Below are 17,650 nucleotides of genomic sequence, written 5' to 3' on the forward strand. Positions count from 1 at the left end.
CAGCCTCGTCCAAAAAAATGCTATAATTAACTTTTAGTTAGAAAGGAGTGTTCATTTATGGCATTCGATGGATTATTTACAAGAGCAATTACACATGAAATTGCAAATTCTCTTTACACAGGAAGAATTTCCAAAATATATCAACCTTCAAAATACGAGATTTTATTACATATTCGAGCAAACGGAAAAAATCAAAAACTAATTCTTTCCGCTCATCCGACATATGCACGTTTACACTTAACAAATCAAAATTACGATTCACCTGCACTTCCGCCAATGTTTTGTATGCTTCTTCGTAAGCATTTAGAAGGTGGGTTCATTGAAAAAATTGAACAAATTGATTTAGAGCGCATTATTCAAATTACCGTTCGTAGCAGAAATGAAATTGGTGACGAATCGCTAAAAACATTAGTAATTGAAATAATGGGACGACATAGTAACATCATTTTAGTAGACACAAAAACAAACAATATTTTAGATAGCTTAAAACACGTTTCTTTAGCGGTAAACAGACATCGAACTGTATATGCTGGAGCGGAGTACATTGCACCACCAGCACAACATAAAATTAACCCACTCCAGATTGAAACAAATGATGAATTTATTAGACCGCTAGACTTTCTATCTGGAAATATGGATAAACAGCTTGTCGGCACCTTCACGGGAATTTCGCCGTTATTCGCAAAAGAAGTAGTGAAAAAAGCAGGTATGGTAAATGAAAAAGCATTAGCGGACGCATTTTTCTCCATACAAAAACCATTACTAACTCATACATATTCACCAACAATGACTACTTCAAATGGGAAAGAATTCTTTTATCTTTTCCCTCTTGCACACTTGCAAGGAGAAGACAAGACATTCTCATCTGTTAGTGAATTGCTAGACCGTTTCTTTTTCGGAAAAGCAGAGCGCGACCGTGTAAAACAACAAGCTTATGATTTAGAGCGCTTTATGCAAAACGAAAAAAATAAAAATGAGAAGAAACTCATTAAACTAGAAAAAACATTACAAGATGCCGGAAAAGCAGATAAATATCAACTATTCGGAGAACTACTTACAGCCAATATGTACGCTTTGAAAAAAGGTGATAAAGATATTGAAGTCGTTAACTATTACGACGAAAATGGCGGAACTGTAAAAATTACATTAGATCCTTTAAAAACACCATCTGACAATGCGCAACGCTATTTCCAAAAGTACCAAAAAGCGAAAAATTCAGTTGTTGTTGTAGAAGAACAAATCGAAAAAACAAATGAAGAAATTATTTATTTTGATAGCTTACTTCAACAAATGGAAGCTGCTTCTTCAAAAGATATTGAAGAAATTCGCGAGGAATTAGCTGAAGAAGGTTATATGCGCAATCGTAAAGCAAAAAATGCTAAGAAGAAACCAACTAAACCGGTATTAGACAAATATTTAGCTAGTGACGGAACAGAAATTTTCGTCGGTAAAAACAACAAGCAAAATGATTATTTAACAACGAAGTTTGCCCGTCGTGATGAAATTTGGTTACATACGAAAGATATCCCTGGGTCTCATGTTGTCATTCGTTCTCTTGAACCTACCGAAGAAACCGTGTTAGAAGCTGCTAAAATCGCTGCCTATTTCAGTAAAGCAAAAGATTCTAGTTCTGTTCCTGTAGATTTCACCAAAATACGCCATGTCAAAAAACCGAGTGGTGCAAAACTTGGTTTTGTTACGTACGACAATCAGCAAACCGTATATGTAACACCTGATGCTGATACTGTAATGAAATTAAAAGCGTAAATAAAAAATGCGTTGCTTATAAGCAACGCATTTTTTACATTCGTTCACACTAGTTCATATACCCATTCACTAATTCATAACATCTTTCTTTTGTCATCTTGTATTTTTCATCTGCTGCTTCAATATATTTCATCGTTCCATTATTTTCATCCATAGCAATTGCTTTAACCTTACTTTCCTTTTCTTTAACCCATGCAACTTGTTTCTTTTTCAACGACTGAAACGCATCAGCTGACATCGTATTTTTTAATGTGCTGTAAATTTCATTTAGTTTATTATCCCACAGTTGATAATTTCCTTCTATTTCATTTACTATGTCATTTGTTGACATAACATTTGTATGTTTTTCTTGGTTTTCTAGAGCTGCTAACTCATTTAAAACCTTAGTTTTCCCCACCGCTGACGAAGTTTCTTTTTTTGAACTAGTAGACGTACTAGAATCATTCCCCTTAACTGTTTCTTGCTCTTGAACAAAATCTTTTTTCGTTACCTTTTCTTGCTCTTCATCATCTACATTGTGAGTAATAACCGAGTTTTTTGCGTCGACAGCAACTACTCCGTTACTTTCTTTAAAAATATATTTTTTATTTCCACTATTCTCTTCTCTAACGAAAGAGACATTCTTGAAACCTTGTACTCTAAGAAGTTCTTTAGCTTCTTCTTTAGTTAACTTTAAATCTACTGACGTATTTGATGACCATCTATCCATTAACCATTTTCCATCGGTATACACTAAGACAAATTCCCACATCTCCGCTTCATTACCCATATCATTTGCAAGAGTAAGCGTCTCAATCTTTAAGACATCATTTTTCTGTGAATAAGTTGTCCTCACGTCCGGCTCAATATGAATCGGAAATGGTAACATATCTGTTTCCCTTGATCTATTAAATGTATCAAGCAATCCTGGAAGCTCCTTCTCCACAAACTTATCTGAAACTAGCCCCTCAACGCCTTTTTTAGCTGTAGCTAAATCTCCAGGATTATTTCGGCTCCATCCATTTTCTTTTTCCATCTCACTAAATGCATTTGCTATTGCATCTACACTCTTTCTTACAATCTTTTTCGCTTCTTTTTCTTTCACTTCTGGCGCTTCATCAAGCTGTTCAATCGTTTCATTTACTTGAACTTTGTTTTCACCTTTTTCACAACCTGTTACAACTAGCATACTAGCAGCCAAGCAAAATGATATTACTTTACTTAATTTCTTCATGTACTCACAATCCTTATTCCTTCATATTCGTTACGTTTCCCTATTTCCGAGAGAAATCCAACAATTACCTATTATATCAATAACAGTTGTTTATTTATATATTAAATTTTATATCAGAACGAAACAAAGGACATACTTTCAAAATATATACTAAAAACCTCTTATCCTTTTCTTCCATATTGTCAAAAAAATTGACAGCGCTCTTTCGAATTTGTATAAAATTTTTGACACCTTGTAAAGAAACTGAAATTGTGATCGATATTTTTCTCATTCTCCCACTGATAATTGAAATAATCTGTATTTCACGAGCAGCCCACCACCCATAAATAGCGGGATAAAGTGAAACTTTAATCAGTGGGGGTTTTCTTCATCCCCCACCTAACTCCTTTGCTTTCGCTGAATTTTGAGGTGTGGGTCTTACTGCCCATTAAAGCGGGATAAATTCCCTACCTAAAAGATATGCAATTTCTGTTATCTTTTCTCTAACAATATTTTTTGGCACGCTATTTGCTTTATTCAATACTGTGAATAGGGGGAATTAACATGACTTTAAAAATTAATAAAATCCAAAATCAACTACAAAATTATGAAATTGACGGATTGCTTATTACAAAAAAAGAAAATCGCCAATATGCAACAGGCTTTACAGGTAGTGCTGGCGTCGTCTTAATCTCTGCGGATAAAGCTGTTTTTATAACTGATTTTCGCTATGTAGATCAAGCAAAATCACAAATAAAAGATGCTGAAATTATTATGCATAAAGGAAATTTAGAAAAAGAAATTGCAAATCAAGTATCAAAATTAAACATTCAAAAACTCGGAATTGAAGAGAACAACATGACATTGCAACAATATAAAAACTTACAAAAATACGTACATGTAGAAATGGTTCAAGTGTGCGAAATCATCGAAAATATTCGTATTATTAAAGACATGCCTGAAATAGAAACAATGAAAATCGCAGCTAATATTGCTGACGAAGCATTTCACCACATCCTTACGTTTCTAAAACCAGGAATAAGTGAAAATGATGTACGAGATGAGTTAGAATTTTTCATGAGAAAAAAAGGAGCTACATCCTCTTCATTCCAAATCATTGTAGCTTCTGGCGTTCGTTCTTCACTTCCTCATGGAGTTGCATCAAATAAAATAATCGAACGAGGCGACGTTGTTACATTAGATTTCGGTGCACTTTACGATGGATATTGTTCCGATATAACTCGTACTGTAGCAATCGGAGAACCATCCGAAGAATTCAAAAAGATATACAATGTTGTACGAGAAGCGTTAAAACGTGGGACTGAAGCAATTAAGCCTGGAGAAACTGCGAAAAGTATCGATGATATAACGAGAGATTACATTACAGAACATGGATACGGTCAATATTTTGGACACTCTACTGGTCATGGTCTTGGATTAGAAATACATGAACCTCTTCGTCTATCCCAAGAAAGTAAGGCTACTTTAGAAGAAGGTATGGTTGTTACCGTTGAACCTGGTATTTACATACCAAACTGGGGCGGTTGTAGAATTGAAGATGATATTGTCATCACAAAAGACGGATATGAAGTTATTACAAAATCAAATCGGGAACTAATTGTTATCCCTTGTTGAAATCATAGAAAAAAATGCCACCGAATAAGGTGGCATTTTCTTTTATTCATTAGCGAATAGCTTTTCATTTACTTTTTTAGCGACTACCGCTACCAACATTAAAATGCATATTAAATATATCGATTTCGCAATAAATAACCAGCCTTGAAACATTACAATTCCATCTATTATCTCATTTCCTTTCAATAACAAAAATGGAATCGTGCTTATTACAATGACAAACTCGATGCTGAAAACAATTTTCTTTTTTCGGCTATATGCCTTCCATTCTTTCCAGCGATACATAGGTGCAAAAATCAATACTCCTATACATATGCCCTGAAACAACTGATAATAGTAAACAAACGAGCACACCATAATAACCTATTTTCTCTCTCATTCGTACTCCCCCATTCTACTTCTCCTTTAATATGTAACTTACTACGCTTATAACAATTCTTAGAAAAACAACAACGACAATTACAAGATAAAGACCTTTTGCAGAAGACATCCATTCTTGAAAAATAGACATTTTCTCCATTTGCTTCTGCCCTTCTATTAAAATAAACCCTACGAAAAATGAGCAAATAACAATGATACCTATCATCATTCCGATACTTTTCTTACTATATTGTTTCATATCTTCCCAGTTATATAAAAGTATAAATACAAACCCGAAAACAGGTATAATACTGATCCATTCATTACTTGTAAACAGATTCAAAATGATTAATAGACTACAAGAAAGGATGAATCCCCAAAACCCAATTTTTTTGCGCATAAACCCTCCTTAAATTCCATTTTTAGGATTAATTGTATTGTAACATCCATTTCTACTTCTTACCATTACAGTACATGAAATTTCACTTTTTTCTTTTTCCTATACTCACATACTTTTACTGCTTTCATACAATAAACTACACGAATGCCTAAAGGATGTGAATGTTATGGGAGTTGAATTAACGCTGTTGCATGCTCTCTATATTCTTTGTTTACTCACTATTATTACTTTTTTTATTCTCCGGAAAGATACGACGATTATTTGTATCGTTTTTATCTTTTTATTAGCATTAACCGCTACAAGTTCTATCCCTCTTGCCGTTAGCGGTATTTTTCAAAGTTTCATTTACGCTATTACTGAACTATTACCAACTATATTAATCATCTCCATTATCGTATCAATGAGCAATCTACTCGTTCATACTGGCATAAATGATACGATGATTTCACCATTTACAAAGATGATTCGTACCCCTACCCTCGCCTACTGGATTATCGGCCTTTTAATGATGACAATTTCTTTCTTCTTTTGGCCTTCTCCAGCTGTCGCTTTAATGGGAGCTATTTTATTACCCGTCGCTGTACGCGTCGGCCTTCCACCAATTGGAGTTGCCATTGCTATGAACTTGTTCGGACACGGCATCGCCTTATCTGGTGACTTCGTTATTCAAGGTGCACCGAAATTAACAGCGGATGCTGCTGGTTTTCCTGTTTCCAGCGTTGTTTCTGCCAGTGTTCCCCTCGTTATCGTTATGGGTATTGTGACAACTTCCGTCGCATTTTTCTTCTTACGAAAAGAATTCCATACAGGCTTATCTATACAAGAATCTATCCCATCAACTGAGTCTTCTAAAACGCTCACTTCATTATCTCCTCGGACAAAAAAATGGCTCGCTATTTGTATTCCGATCGTATATGCCATCGATATCCTTTGCATGATTCAATTTAAACTACAAGGAAGCGACGCAACTGCACTTATCGGCGGGACGACTGTTATTATGATTATCATTATTTCCCTCATCGCTTACAAAGGAAATGGACTGAATAAAACGACCGATTATTTTATAGAAGGGCTCCAATTTGGATTTAAAATTTTCGGCCCAGTTATTCCAATTGCTGCACTCTTTTATTTAGGAGATAGCGGTTTTGTAAAAATTATCGGAGACTATTTACCGAAAGGTTCACATGGAATCATTAACGACTTAGGGATCGCCTTATCTCAAACTGTTCCTTTAAACCAATATGTATCGGCGGGAACATTAACTATCGTTGGTGTCATAACAGGCTTAGATGGGTCTGGTTTTTCCGGTATATCACTTGCTGGTTCAATTGCCAATCTTTTCGGAACAGCACTTGGGCATGGAACAGCTACATTAACAGCACTCGGGCAAATTGCTGCAATCTGGACCGGAGGCGGGACTTTAATTCCTTGGGCGCTTATTCCTGCCGCTGCCATTTGTAAAGTGGATCCATTTGAACTTGCAAGACGAAATTTTTTACCGGTTGTGATTGGCTTAATTGTCACCACAATCGTTGCGATGTTTATCCTATAACATAAGCAAGTGTTCTCTTGCTTATGTTTTTTTATTGTAAAATTCATCATGAATTACTGGCTTTCAAAAGGAGTTATGTATATGTTAGCGAAATTATATTAAGAGAGTATTTATTCCAAAACGTTTACGAGAAACAGATTACTTCCATTAGAAAAGGGGACATAACTATGAATGAATTGATTTTCGTCTTATTAATTTGTCCATTACTTATCTTTATCGTTTCTGTTATTGGAACGCGCAAGACGAAAACGTATTACGTAATGCCGATTGTAACGTTTGCTAGTTTTTTAATAATAGGTGTTATCGCCTTTACTCCAAAATTTTTCTTTTGGGTTGGCATGTATAGCATTTTCTCATTTATTGTTTCTTATATGACGCTATTGTTTGTAAGAGGATATGAAGTTGCGGAAAATGCTAAATAGTTGTTAGCAAGGAGACAGGAATATGGTTTTCTTTGATATTGATGGAACTTTACTTGATTATGAGGCCGCTGAAAGAAATGGTATTATAGATTTTTTTCAAATATATAATACTATTTTTTCAGGCAATGAATTAGAGGCAATGAATTAGAGGCAACGAAAGTCTGGCATGAATTATCAGAAGAATATTTCAACAAATTTTTATCCAAAGAATTATCTTTTCAAGAACAACAAAGTATGCGAATGTATCATTTATTTAAAGCATATGGAGTAAACTTATCTCCCGAGGAATCTCAGCATAAATTCAATCAATATATAGAACTATATAAGAACAACTGGACCGCGTTTGAAGATGTAAACTATACATTACAGACCTTGCAGGAAAAAGGGCACTCATTAGGTATCATTAGTAATGGTGAATATGAGCAACAAGTCGAAAAGTTAACTACTCTAAACATTCTACAATATTTCAAATACATATTTACTTCTAGTGAAATTGGGATATCGAAACCAGACCCTAAAATTTTTCAAAGAACTGTATTACAATCAAATCTTGAAATGAAAGATTGCTATTATATTGGCGATCGATTAGAAACAGATGCAATTAGTAGTACAGCAGCTGGAATGCATGGGATATGGTTAAATCGGGATAACTTGCAACTCAAGTTTGATGTTCCTACTATCTGTTCTTTACATGAAGTTTTAACAATAATATAAAAAGACGACCGCGTTCCCCCGCGGTCGTCTTTTTTCGTGTTACGCTGTGATCCAAGCTTCATTAGCTGGATTTTTACGCCACTCTTGTAATTTTTTCGTTTCAGCTTGTCCGATCATACCTTTTTCTGCTGCAACTTCAGTTAATGCACTGTAATCACTTAAAGAATATGATGCTACGTTTGCTACTTCTAGTTTCTCTTTTCCTGACTCAAGCTCGTATGTGAAGATTGATACGATTCCTAATACTTCACAGCCAGCTTCGCGAAGTGCTTCTACACATGTAATTGCACTACCGCCAGTTGAAATTAAGTCTTCTACTACTACTACTTTTTGACCTTTTTCAGCTTTTCCTTCGATTTGGTTCCCTTTACCGTGACCTTTTGCTTTACTACGCACGTAGCACATTGGTAAATCCATACGATCGCTTACCCATGCAGCGTGCGCAATACCAGCAGTTGCTGTTCCTGCAATAACTTCTACAGTTGGGAAGTGCTCTTTAATTAACTCTTCTAATCCAGCTGCAATCGCTTGACGTACTTTTGGATAAGATAAAGTTAAACGATTATCACAATAAATTGGTGATTTCATACCTGAAGACCAAGTGAATGGATCATTCGGTTGTAAAAATACTGCTCCAATTTCTAATAAATGCGATGCGATTTCTTTTTTCATACTGTTACACCTTCCCACTGTTGTTTTACTGTTTTATACGCTTCAAGCGGATTTCCCGCTTTTGTAATACTACGTCCAACTACGATGTAGCTTGAGCCAAGTTCCCTCGCACGTTTCGGTGTTGCTACGCGCACCTGGTCATTTACATCATCGCTTGCAAGACGAATCCCCGGTGTTACTGTTACAAATTCATTTCCGCATACTTCACGTAATTTCGGAACTTCAAGTGTTGAACAAACAACACCATCAAGTCCACTTTCTTTCGTTAGTTTTGCATAATGAGCAACCGCTTCTTCTAACGTTTTCTCAATGCCAATCTCTTTTTTCATCATAGCTTCCGAAGTGCTTGTTAGTTGTGTAACTGCAATACAAATCGGTCTCTCTTTTCCTTCTTGCTTACCTTCCTCTAATCCCTCAATCGCAGCTTTCATCATACTGCTTCCCCCAGCAGCATGAACATTTACCATATCAACATCTAGACTAGCTAGGCTACGCATAGCGCTTTTTACTGTATTCGGAATATCATGAAGTTTTAAATCTAGGAAGATCTTATGCCCTTTTTCTTTTAAGTACGTAATAATCGCAGGGCCTTCTTTGTAAAATAACTCCATACCCACTTTGACAAATAACTCTTCCCCTTCAAAGTGGTGTAAGAATTGTTCTACATCTTGTTTCCCTGGAAAATCTAGTGCAACGATTAACGACTGTGACATGTTTGTTTCCAGCTCCTTCCTTGACATTCCGAAATATGATCAAATCCTAATTCATCTAGTAATGCTGGTAATTCTTCAATAATTGTCGGACATACGAACGGATCGATAAAGTTCGCTGTTCCAACTGCAACCGCGCTTGCGCCAGCATAGAAGAATTCAATTACATCTTCCGCAGTTTCAATACCACCCATTCCGATAATCGGAATGTTAACCGCTTGACTTACTTCATGTACCATACGAATTGCTACTGGCTTAATCGCAGGACCTGATAATCCGCCTGTACGGTTTGCTAAAATTGGTTTAGCTGTTTTTAAATCTAGACGCATACCAAGCAATGTATTAATCATCGTTAAACCGTCCGCACCCGCATTTTCAATTGCTTTTGCAATCTCCACAATGTTTGCCACGTTCGGTGACAATTTCACATATACCGGTACTTCAGAAACCTCTTTTACTCGCTTCGTTAAATCAGCAGCAATTTCAGGATTCGTACCAAAAGCGATACCACCCGTTTTTACGTTTGGACAAGAAATATTTAATTCTAGCGCATGAACATTAGGTGCCTTTGAAATTTCTTTCGCAACTGCTACATAATCCTCAGCTTGTGAGCCAGCAACATTCGCAATAATCGGAAGATCAAATTGCTCGAGAAAAGGTAATTCAGAATTCATTACCTTTTCTAATCCAGGATTTTGAAGCCCGATTGCATTTAGCATTCCGCCTGGTGTTTCCGCAACACGAGGCGTTGGGTTTCCGTAACGAGGCTGTTCTGTTGTCGCTTTAATCATAATTGATCCAAGTACACTTAAATCATAGAACTGTGCATACTCACGACCAAATCCGAAGCAACCAGATGCTGGGATGATTGGATTTTTTAATGATAACCCTGGTAATTCAACTTGCAATCTGTTCATAGTACAACCTCCCCGATTGGAAATACTGGTCCGTCGCTACACACCTTCTTGTAAGAATGTCCACTCGGATCTGCTTGTAAATGACATACACATGCGAAACATGCTCCAATGCCACAGCCCATACGCTCTTCTAATGAAATGTAGGCTTTTCTCTCTTTATAGCGTCCTTCTAATGCACGAAGCATCGCTAAAGGTCCACATGAGTATAGAATGTCAAAGTCAATTCCATAGCTATCAATTACATCTGTTACAAAGCCTTCTGTACCATGCGTACCATCAACTGTTGCAACATACGTATCACCAAGCTCTGCGAATTTCTCTTCATAGAAGACAACATCTTTCGTTTGGAAACCTAAGATGTGAATAACGCGTACTCCCTTTGCTACAAGACGCTGTGACAATTCATATAGTGGTGGTACACCAATTCCCCCTCCAACTAATAGAGCCGTTTGTCCAGCTTCCGCTTCTTCTACAGGAAAACCATGTCCAAGTGGTCCTAACACATCTACAAGTTCGCCTTGTTTTCTTTTCGCTAATGTTTTTGTTCCTTGTCCTTCCGCACGATATAGCATTGTAAATTCGTTCTTGTCTTGATCGACATTACAAATACTAATTGGACGGCGCAGAAGGGGCGTAATGCCCTCTGCTACCTTAATGTGTACAAACTGCCCTGGATCGTTCATTTGCTGCACTAGATCCCCTTGAAGCACTAATTCGTAAATGTTTTTTGCGATTTCTTTTTGGTTAACGACGATCATATTTTGCTTTTGCATCATGCATGTACCACCTCGTGACGCTTCGTTTGCGTAATTTCTTTCATTGAATGAGCTGAGAATGTCATAGATTCTAGTACTCGTAAGATTGCTCTCGTTGTATCAAGTGATGTTAAGCAAGCCACACCATTTTCTACTGATTCACGGCGAATGCGGAAACCATCACGCGCTGGTTGTTTGCCTTTTGTTAATGTATTGATTACAAACTGTGCTTTTCCTTGACGGATAATATCAAGTAAGTTGTATTCTTCAGAATCAATTTTATTTACAACTTGCACTGGAATGTTTTGCTCTGCTAACGATTGTGCTGTTCCAGCTGTTGCTAATAAGTTATAGCCGATTTCGTGGAAACGTTTTGCAATTTCCATTGCTTCTTCTTTATCTTTATCCGCTACAGTGATGATTACTGATCCGTGCGTTGGGATGTTAATTCCTGAAGCAACTAACCCTTTGTATAATGCTTTTTCAAGTGTTAAGTCTTTACCCATTACTTCCCCTGTTGATTTCATTTCAGGTCCTAATGTTGTATCAACTGAACGTAGCTTCGCAAATGAGAATACCGGTGCTTTTACATACACTTCTTTCTCTTCTGGGTGATAACCAGTTCCATATCCTTGTTCTACAAGATCTTGACCTAAAATAACTTTCGTTGCAACATTCGCCATCGGTACGCCTGTAATTTTACTTAAGAATGGTACTGTACGACTCGCACGTGGATTTACTTCAATTACATACACTTCATCTTTGAATACTACAAACTGAATGTTTAGTAATCCAACAATGTTTAAACCTTTTCCAAGTGCAATTGTATGTTCAATAATTTGTTCTTTCAGTTTTGCAGATAAGCTTTGCGGTGGATATACTCCGATTGAGTCACCAGAGTGAACTCCAGCGCGTTCAATATGTTCCATAATACCTGGAATGAATACATTCTTACCGTCTGAAATTGCATCTACTTCAATTTCTTTACCAACCATGTAACGATCGATTAATACTGGGTGATCTGCGTGAACTTTAACCGCATTTTTCATGTAGTGCAGCAGTTCTTCTTGACGATATACGATTTCCATCGCGCGTCCACCTAGTACGTAAGATGGTCTTACTAATACTGGGTAACCAATTTTGTCAGCGATTGCTACCGCTTGCTCTACAGTCGTTGCTGTTTTACCAACTGGTTGCGGAATACCAAGTTGTGTTAGAGCTGCTTCAAACTTATCACGATCTTCTGCACGGTCTAAATCTTCAAGTGATGTTCCTAAGATTTTCACACCGTGAGCCTCTAATTTAGCAGCTAAGTTAATTGCCGTTTGTCCACCGAATTGGACGATAACACCTTCTGGTTTTTCTAAATCGATAATGTGCATTACATCTTCGATTGTTAATGGTTCAAAGTATAATTTGTCAGAAATACTGAAGTCTGTTGAAACTGTTTCTGGATTGTTATTAACAATGATTGCCTCATATCCCGCTTCTTTAATTGCCCATACAGAGTGAACTGTTGCATAGTCAAACTCAACACCTTGACCGATACGGATTGGACCAGATCCTAGAACTACTACACTCTTACGATCTGTTCTAACTGATTCATTCTCGTCACCATATGTGCTGTAGTAGTATGGTGTTGCAGATTCAAACTCTGCCGCACAAGTATCTACCATTTTATAAACAGGAGTTATGTTGCTTTCTTTACGCATATCGTAAATTTCACGCTCTGTTTTGTTCCAAGCATTGGCGATGTAATGGTCACTGAAGCCCATTTCCTTCGCTGATTGTAATACTTCCATATTTCCTACATTTGCTTTTACTTCGCGTTCCATGTTTACGATATTTTCAACTTTTTGTAAGAAGAAGAAGTCCATTTCACACCAATTGTTGATTTCTTCTTTCGTTACACCTTGACGAATTGCTTCTGCTACAATAAACAGTCGCTCATCATCAGCTTTTATAATGCGTTTTTTCATTGTCTCTTTATCAAGCTCTTTTAAATGCTCTAACTCTAAGTGATAAACACCAAGTTCTAAAGAACGAATCGCTTTTAATAATGATTGCTCTAAGTTACGTCCGATTGACATAACTTCACCAGTTGCCTTCATTTGTGTACCCAGTGTTCTGTTTGCTGATTCAAACTTATCAAATGGCCAGCGTGGAATTTTTGAAACAACATAGTCTAATGCTGGTTCGAAACAAGCATATGTTTTTTGTGTTACTGGATTTATAATTTCATCTAATGTTAAACCGACTGCAATTTTTGCCGCTAGCTTCGCAATTGGATATCCAGTTGCTTTAGATGCTAGTGCAGATGAACGACTTACACGCGGGTTTACTTCGATTACATAATATTGGAAGCTATGTGGATCAAGTGCAAGCTGAACGTTACATCCACCTTCAATTCCTAATGCACGAATAATTCGTAATGAAGTGTTTCGTAACATTTGATATTCACGGTCACTTAATGTTTGGCTCGGTGCTACAACGATAGAATCACCTGTGTGAACCCCAACTGGATCGATATTTTCCATGTTACATACTACAATCGCGTTATCATTTGAATCACGCATTACTTCATATTCAATTTCCTTACAACCAGCAATGCTCTTTTCTAATAAACATTGTGTTACCGGACTATGTTTTAATCCACCTGATACGATTTCAATTAGTTCTTCTTCATTACTACAGATTCCGCCACCTGTTCCCCCCATTGTAAATGCTGGGCGAACAATAACTGGATATCCAATTTCTTTTACAAATTCATGTGCTTCTTCTAGCGTATGAATAATGGTACTAGATGGAATTGGTTCATTTAATTCCTGCATTAAGGTACGGAATAAATCACGATCCTCCGCTTGCTCGATTGCTGATAATTTTGTTCCTAAAATTTCAACTCCGCACTCTTCAAGTATGCCTGATTTCGCAAGTTCAACAGCCATATTCAGGCCTGTTTGACCACCTAATGTTGGTAAGATTGCATCTGGACGTTCTTTACGAATGATACGGCTTACGAATTCTAGTGTTAATGGTTCTATATATACTTTATCTGCCGTTGCAGTATCTGTCATAATTGTTGCTGGGTTAGAGTTAACAAGGATTACTTTGTAACCTTCTTCTCTAAGAGATTGACAAGCTTGTGTACCAGAGTAGTCAAACTCTGCTGCTTGCCCAATTACAATTGGTCCTGATCCGATTACTAAAATTGTGTTAATGTCTAGGCGTTTTGGCATAACTCTTCCCCTTCTTTCTTGAAGTTTTCAATCATTGCTAAGAAATCTTCGAACAAATCGTTTGCATCTTCTGGTCCTGCAGAAGCTTCTGGATGGTATTGTACTGTAAATGCTGGGAACTTCGTATGACGAAGACCTTCTACTGTTCCATCATTTAAAGCAACATGTGTAATTTCAAGTTCTGTATTTTTAACTGATTCTTCTTCTACTGCGTAACCATGATTTTGAGATGTAATTGCTACTTTTCCAGTTGCAAGATGTTTTACCGGATGGTTTAAACCACGGTGACCGAATTTTAACTTACTTGTATTCGCACCAGATGCTAGAGCGAATAGTTGATGTCCTAAGCAAATTCCGAATAAAGGAACTTTACCGATAATGTCTTTTAACATTTCAATTGCTTCTGGTACATCTTTTGGATCTCCAGGTCCGTTACTTAACATAATTCCATCTGGGCTAAGACGTAAAATTTCTTCTGCTGTTGTATTGTAAGGTACTACAATTACATCACAGTCACGTTTATTTAATTCTCGTAAAATACCATGTTTCATTCCAAAGTCTACAAGTACAACTCGGTGTCCACGGCCTGGGCTTGGGTATGGATCTTTCGTTGATACGCGTTTCACGTGATCTGTAAATACTGTCGCTTTTAATTGGCTCACGATGTATTCCACATCTGCATCCATGTTACATAGACGTCCACGTAATGTACCGTATTGACGAATTTTTCTCGTTAATTTTCTTGTATCAATTCCTGCTAACCCTGGGATATTTCTTTCTTTTAAGTAATCATTTAACGAAATTTCATTACGGAAGTTTGATGGATGATCACAAATTTCGTTTACGATTAAACCATTTACAGATGGGTGAATTGATTCAAAATCGTCACGGTTGATGCCGTAGTTTCCGATTAATGGGTACGTGAATGTTACGATTTGACCGCAATATGATGGATCAGATAATGTTTCTTGATATCCAGTCATTCCTGTTGTAAATACAACCTCACCTGACTTTTCGATTTCTCCTCCGAAACCTTTTCCAATTAATACTGTTCCATCTTCTAAGATAAGTTGTCTTTTCATACTAATGCACTCTCCTTTTGCCATGCGATCTTACCACCAACGATTGTCATTACCGGCCATCCTTGGCATTTCCAACCTGCGAATGGTGTATTTTTTCCTTTTGATAAGAATGTTGTTGGGTCAATCTCTTCTTCTTGTTCTAAATCAATGATTGTAATATCAGCTGTTCTACCTTCTTTCAGGCGACCTGCTTCTAAGCCGAATGTATCAGCTGGTTTTTCTGTTAAGAATTGAATTAACTGCTCTAATGTAATAATTCCTTTTTTCACAAGGTTTGTGTATAGAAGTGGGAATGCTGTTTCAAAACCAGTAATTCCGAATGGTGCTCTTTCAATTCCTTGCGCTTTCTCTTCCGCTGTATGCGGTGCATGATCAGTTGCGATCATATCAATTGTTCCATCTAATAAACCTTCAATTAGTGCTGCGTGATCTTCTTTTCCACGAAGCGGCGGGTTCATTTTAAAGTTAGGATCAGCTGATGGGATATCATCTTCACATAACACTAAGTGATGAGGTGTTACTTCTGCTGTTACTTTAATTCCAGCGCGTTTCGCATCTCGAATTACGCGTACAGAACCTTTCGTACTTACGTGACATACGTGATAGTGACAATCTGCCGCTTCAGCAAGCAGTATATCCCTTGCAATATGTACAGATTCACATACTGATGGGATACCGTTTAATCCGTGTTTCTCAGAAAACTTCCCTTCATGTACACAACCTTTATTAATAAGAGTATTCTCTTCACAATGCGCAACTACTGCCATATTTAATTTCGCTGCACGCTTCATAGCAGCTAACATCATGCTAGCATCTTGTACGCCTACACCGTCATCAGTGAAAGCAAATGCTCCAAGTTCTTTTAATGTTTCGAAATCTGTCATTTCAGAACCAGCTTGGCGTACTGTAATTGCTCCGTATGGTAGTACGTTGACATGCGCTTTTTCTTTAATACGATTTTGCAAGTCTTCCATATGTTCTCTGCAATCTGGTACTGGGCGTGTATTTGGCATTGCACAAATTGTAGTGAATCCACCTTTTGCCGCTGCTAGTGTACCTGTTTCAATTGTTTCTTTATGTTCACCACCTGGTTCACGAAGGTGTACGTGTACATCTACTAATCCAGGTGCGATTAACTTTCCGTTCACATCGATTACTTCAGCATTATCTGCCGTAATATTTTCTGCTACCTTAGCGATTTTACCGTCTTGTACGAGAAGATCTGTTGCTACGATTTTTCCTTCTTCATTCATATAACGACCATTTTTAAACAAGTAATTCATGTTTCATTCCTCCTAATACATTTGGTAAGGCGCGTTTTAGTACAGCCATTCTTACGTAAACTCCATTTTCCATTTGTTTAAATATGCGTGAACGCTCACACTCAACAAGTTCACTTGCAATTTCAACATCACGGTTTACAGGAGCTGGATGCATAATAATGCTTCCTTCTTTCATACGCTTTTCTCTTTCCACTGTTAATCCGTGTTTCTCATGATACTCTTTCATAATGTCTGTTTCATAATGATCATGACGCTCATGTTGTACACGAAGTAACATCATTACATCCACTTCTGGAACAAGTTCATCTAATGGTTTGTATGTTCCAAACGTGCTGTCTTCATCTTTCCACTCTTCTGGACTTGCAAAGTAAATTGTTGCACCCAGTTTCGTTAATGCTTCTGCATTAGAACGTGCTACTCGGCTATGACGAATATCTCCTACTATCGCAATCTTTAATCCTTCAAATCTTCCAAACTCTTGTTTAATTGTAAGAAGATCGAGTAGGCACTGCGTTGGATGGTTTCCACATCCATCTCCAGCGTTTAAGATTGGGATATTTACCTGTTCTTTTAGTTCATCGAAGTAGCGATCTTGCTCATGGCGGACGATCACCGCTTTTGTTCCGATTGATTCCAGTGTTCTTATCGTATCGTATAAAGTTTCTCCTTTTTGTACGCTTGATGCATCCGCTGAAAAGTTTAAAACTTCAAGTCCTAATCTCTTCTCAGCAACTTCAAAGCTAAATCTCGTTCTCGTACTATTCTCAAAGAACAAGTTCGCAACAAAAGTTTGCTCTGTCGTTTTGCTCTCTTTTCCATTCGCGAAATCTTCTGCGTCTTTTAGGATTTCTGAAATTTCTACTTCCGATAATTCACTCATCGTTAACAAATGGCTCATCGTCATCCCTCATCTTTCTGATTTTTATGTTACCACTTTTGTATTTTTATAACAA

Annotated in this window: 14 protein-coding genes and 2 pseudogenes; 5 read left to right on the forward strand and 11 right to left on the reverse strand. The window is 37.1% G+C overall.

All coding sequences use genetic code 11. From position 1 onward, the window contains the following. Positions 1 to 57 precede the first annotated feature (57 nt). On the forward strand, positions 58 to 1,767 hold the full coding sequence (locus ACU8YW_RS19010) for an Rqc2 family fibronectin-binding protein (protein ID WP_087985060.1): 1,710 nt from the start codon (positions 58 to 60) through the stop codon (positions 1,765 to 1,767). Between the two features lie 49 nt (positions 1,768 to 1,816). On the opposite strand, the gene ACU8YW_RS19015 is transcribed toward ACU8YW_RS19010, so the two are convergent. Then, positions 1,817 to 2,980 (reverse strand): lysozyme inhibitor LprI family protein, encoded by a 1,164-nt coding sequence (locus tag ACU8YW_RS19015; protein WP_097889665.1) that lies wholly within the window; start codon positions 2,978 to 2,980, stop codon positions 1,817 to 1,819. 543 nt (positions 2,981 to 3,523) lie between these two features. Here ACU8YW_RS19015 and ACU8YW_RS19020 point away from each other — a divergent pair. Then, positions 3,524 to 4,594: a M24 family metallopeptidase gene (locus ACU8YW_RS19020; protein ID WP_088064298.1), complete on the forward strand. Its 1,071-nt coding sequence runs from the start codon at positions 3,524 to 3,526 to the stop codon at positions 4,592 to 4,594. A gap of 42 nt (positions 4,595 to 4,636) precedes the next feature. Here ACU8YW_RS19020 and ACU8YW_RS19025 read toward each other — a convergent pair. Beyond that, positions 4,637 to 4,973, reverse strand: a pseudogene (locus ACU8YW_RS19025) (YoqO family protein). A gap of 15 nt (positions 4,974 to 4,988) precedes the next feature. After that, positions 4,989 to 5,354 (reverse strand): YoqO family protein, encoded by a 366-nt coding sequence (locus ACU8YW_RS19030; protein WP_088064299.1) that lies wholly within the window; start codon positions 5,352 to 5,354, stop codon positions 4,989 to 4,991. A gap of 166 nt (positions 5,355 to 5,520) precedes the next feature. On the opposite strand from ACU8YW_RS19030, the gene ACU8YW_RS19035 reads away from it, so the two are divergent. The 3 genes and pseudogenes from ACU8YW_RS19035 to ACU8YW_RS19045 all read left to right on the forward strand — a co-directional run bounded on the left by ACU8YW_RS19035 (position 5,521) and on the right by ACU8YW_RS19045 (position 8,042). Beyond that, on the forward strand, positions 5,521 to 6,906 hold the full coding sequence (locus ACU8YW_RS19035) for a hypothetical protein (protein ID WP_088064300.1): 1,386 nt from the start codon (positions 5,521 to 5,523) through the stop codon (positions 6,904 to 6,906). A gap of 167 nt (positions 6,907 to 7,073) precedes the next feature. Continuing rightward, positions 7,074 to 7,328, forward strand: coding sequence for a YbeF family protein (locus tag ACU8YW_RS19040; protein WP_001003934.1), 255 nt, complete (start codon positions 7,074 to 7,076; stop codon positions 7,326 to 7,328). A 22-nt stretch (positions 7,329 to 7,350) separates the two neighbouring features. Beyond that, positions 7,351 to 8,042, forward strand: a pseudogene (locus ACU8YW_RS19045) (HAD family hydrolase). Between the two features lie 39 nt (positions 8,043 to 8,081). On the opposite strand, the gene pyrE reads toward ACU8YW_RS19045, so the two are convergent. The 8 genes from pyrE to pyrB are packed head-to-tail and all read right to left on the reverse strand — an operon-like array spanning position 8,082 to position 17,595. After that, complete coding sequence (gene pyrE, locus ACU8YW_RS19050; RefSeq protein WP_097889663.1) at positions 8,082 to 8,714, reverse strand: orotate phosphoribosyltransferase; 633 nt, start codon at positions 8,712 to 8,714, stop codon at positions 8,082 to 8,084. Then, entirely contained in the window at positions 8,711 to 9,427 is a 717-nt protein-coding gene (gene pyrF, locus ACU8YW_RS19055) for an orotidine-5'-phosphate decarboxylase (protein WP_097889662.1), read from the reverse strand. The genes pyrE and pyrF overlap by 4 nt, the downstream gene beginning before the upstream one ends. Continuing rightward, entirely contained in the window at positions 9,412 to 10,341 is a 930-nt protein-coding gene (gene pyrD, locus ACU8YW_RS19060) for a dihydroorotate oxidase B catalytic subunit (RefSeq protein ID WP_001081053.1), read from the reverse strand. Before pyrD ends, pyrF begins: the two co-directional genes overlap by 16 nt. Beyond that, complete coding sequence (pyrK, locus tag ACU8YW_RS19065; RefSeq protein WP_000983346.1) at positions 10,338 to 11,117, reverse strand: dihydroorotate oxidase B electron transfer subunit; 780 nt, start codon at positions 11,115 to 11,117, stop codon at positions 10,338 to 10,340. The genes pyrD and pyrK overlap by 4 nt, the downstream gene beginning before the upstream one ends. Further along, positions 11,114 to 14,332: a carbamoyl-phosphate synthase large subunit gene (gene carB / locus ACU8YW_RS19070; protein WP_088064302.1), complete on the reverse strand. Its 3,219-nt coding sequence runs from the start codon at positions 14,330 to 14,332 to the stop codon at positions 11,114 to 11,116. Before carB ends, pyrK begins: the two co-directional genes overlap by 4 nt. After that, the gene (locus tag ACU8YW_RS19075) at positions 14,317 to 15,414 is read right to left on the reverse strand and encodes a carbamoyl phosphate synthase small subunit (protein ID WP_000828668.1); all 1,098 of its coding nucleotides are present in this window, start codon (positions 15,412 to 15,414) and stop codon (positions 14,317 to 14,319) included. Before ACU8YW_RS19075 ends, carB begins: the two co-directional genes overlap by 16 nt. Continuing rightward, positions 15,411 to 16,697, reverse strand: coding sequence for a dihydroorotase (gene pyrC / locus ACU8YW_RS19080; RefSeq protein ID WP_001108374.1), 1,287 nt, complete (start codon positions 16,695 to 16,697; stop codon positions 15,411 to 15,413). The genes ACU8YW_RS19075 and pyrC overlap by 4 nt, the downstream gene beginning before the upstream one ends. Then, positions 16,681 to 17,595, reverse strand: coding sequence for an aspartate carbamoyltransferase (pyrB, locus tag ACU8YW_RS19085; protein ID WP_048546070.1), 915 nt, complete (start codon positions 17,593 to 17,595; stop codon positions 16,681 to 16,683). Before pyrB ends, pyrC begins: the two co-directional genes overlap by 17 nt. Between the last annotated feature and the right edge of the window lie 55 nt (positions 17,596 to 17,650).

This window comes from Bacillus pretiosus (assembly GCF_052947655.1).

What these genes read in the sequence shown, in the direction of transcription:
- ACU8YW_RS19010 (WP_087985060.1), top strand. Translation starts at nt 58, where the DNA reads ATGGCATTCGATGGATTATTTACAAGAGCAATTACACATGAAATTGCA.
- ACU8YW_RS19015 (WP_097889665.1), bottom strand. Translation starts at nt 2,980, where the DNA reads ATGAAGAAATTAAGTAAAGTAATATCATTTTGCTTGGCTGCTAGTATG.
- ACU8YW_RS19020 (WP_088064298.1), top strand. Translation starts at nt 3,524, where the DNA reads ATGACTTTAAAAATTAATAAAATCCAAAATCAACTACAAAATTATGAA.
- ACU8YW_RS19030 (WP_088064299.1), bottom strand. Translation starts at nt 5,354, where the DNA reads ATGCGCAAAAAAATTGGGTTTTGGGGATTCATCCTTTCTTGTAGTCTA.
- ACU8YW_RS19035 (WP_088064300.1), top strand. Translation starts at nt 5,521, where the DNA reads ATGGGAGTTGAATTAACGCTGTTGCATGCTCTCTATATTCTTTGTTTA.
- ACU8YW_RS19040 (WP_001003934.1), top strand. Translation starts at nt 7,074, where the DNA reads ATGAATGAATTGATTTTCGTCTTATTAATTTGTCCATTACTTATCTTT.
- pyrE (WP_097889663.1), bottom strand. Translation starts at nt 8,714, where the DNA reads ATGAAAAAAGAAATCGCATCGCATTTATTAGAAATTGGAGCAGTATTT.
- pyrF (WP_097889662.1), bottom strand. Translation starts at nt 9,427, where the DNA reads ATGTCACAGTCGTTAATCGTTGCACTAGATTTTCCAGGGAAACAAGAT.
- pyrD (WP_001081053.1), bottom strand. Translation starts at nt 10,341, where the DNA reads ATGAACAGATTGCAAGTTGAATTACCAGGGTTATCATTAAAAAATCCA.
- pyrK (WP_000983346.1), bottom strand. Translation starts at nt 11,117, where the DNA reads ATGATGCAAAAGCAAAATATGATCGTCGTTAACCAAAAAGAAATCGCA.
- carB (WP_088064302.1), bottom strand. Translation starts at nt 14,332, where the DNA reads ATGCCAAAACGCCTAGACATTAACACAATTTTAGTAATCGGATCAGGA.
- ACU8YW_RS19075 (WP_000828668.1), bottom strand. Translation starts at nt 15,414, where the DNA reads ATGAAAAGACAACTTATCTTAGAAGATGGAACAGTATTAATTGGAAAA.
- pyrC (WP_001108374.1), bottom strand. Translation starts at nt 16,697, where the DNA reads ATGAATTACTTGTTTAAAAATGGTCGTTATATGAATGAAGAAGGAAAA.
- pyrB (WP_048546070.1), bottom strand. Translation starts at nt 17,595, where the DNA reads ATGAGCCATTTGTTAACGATGAGTGAATTATCGGAAGTAGAAATTTCA.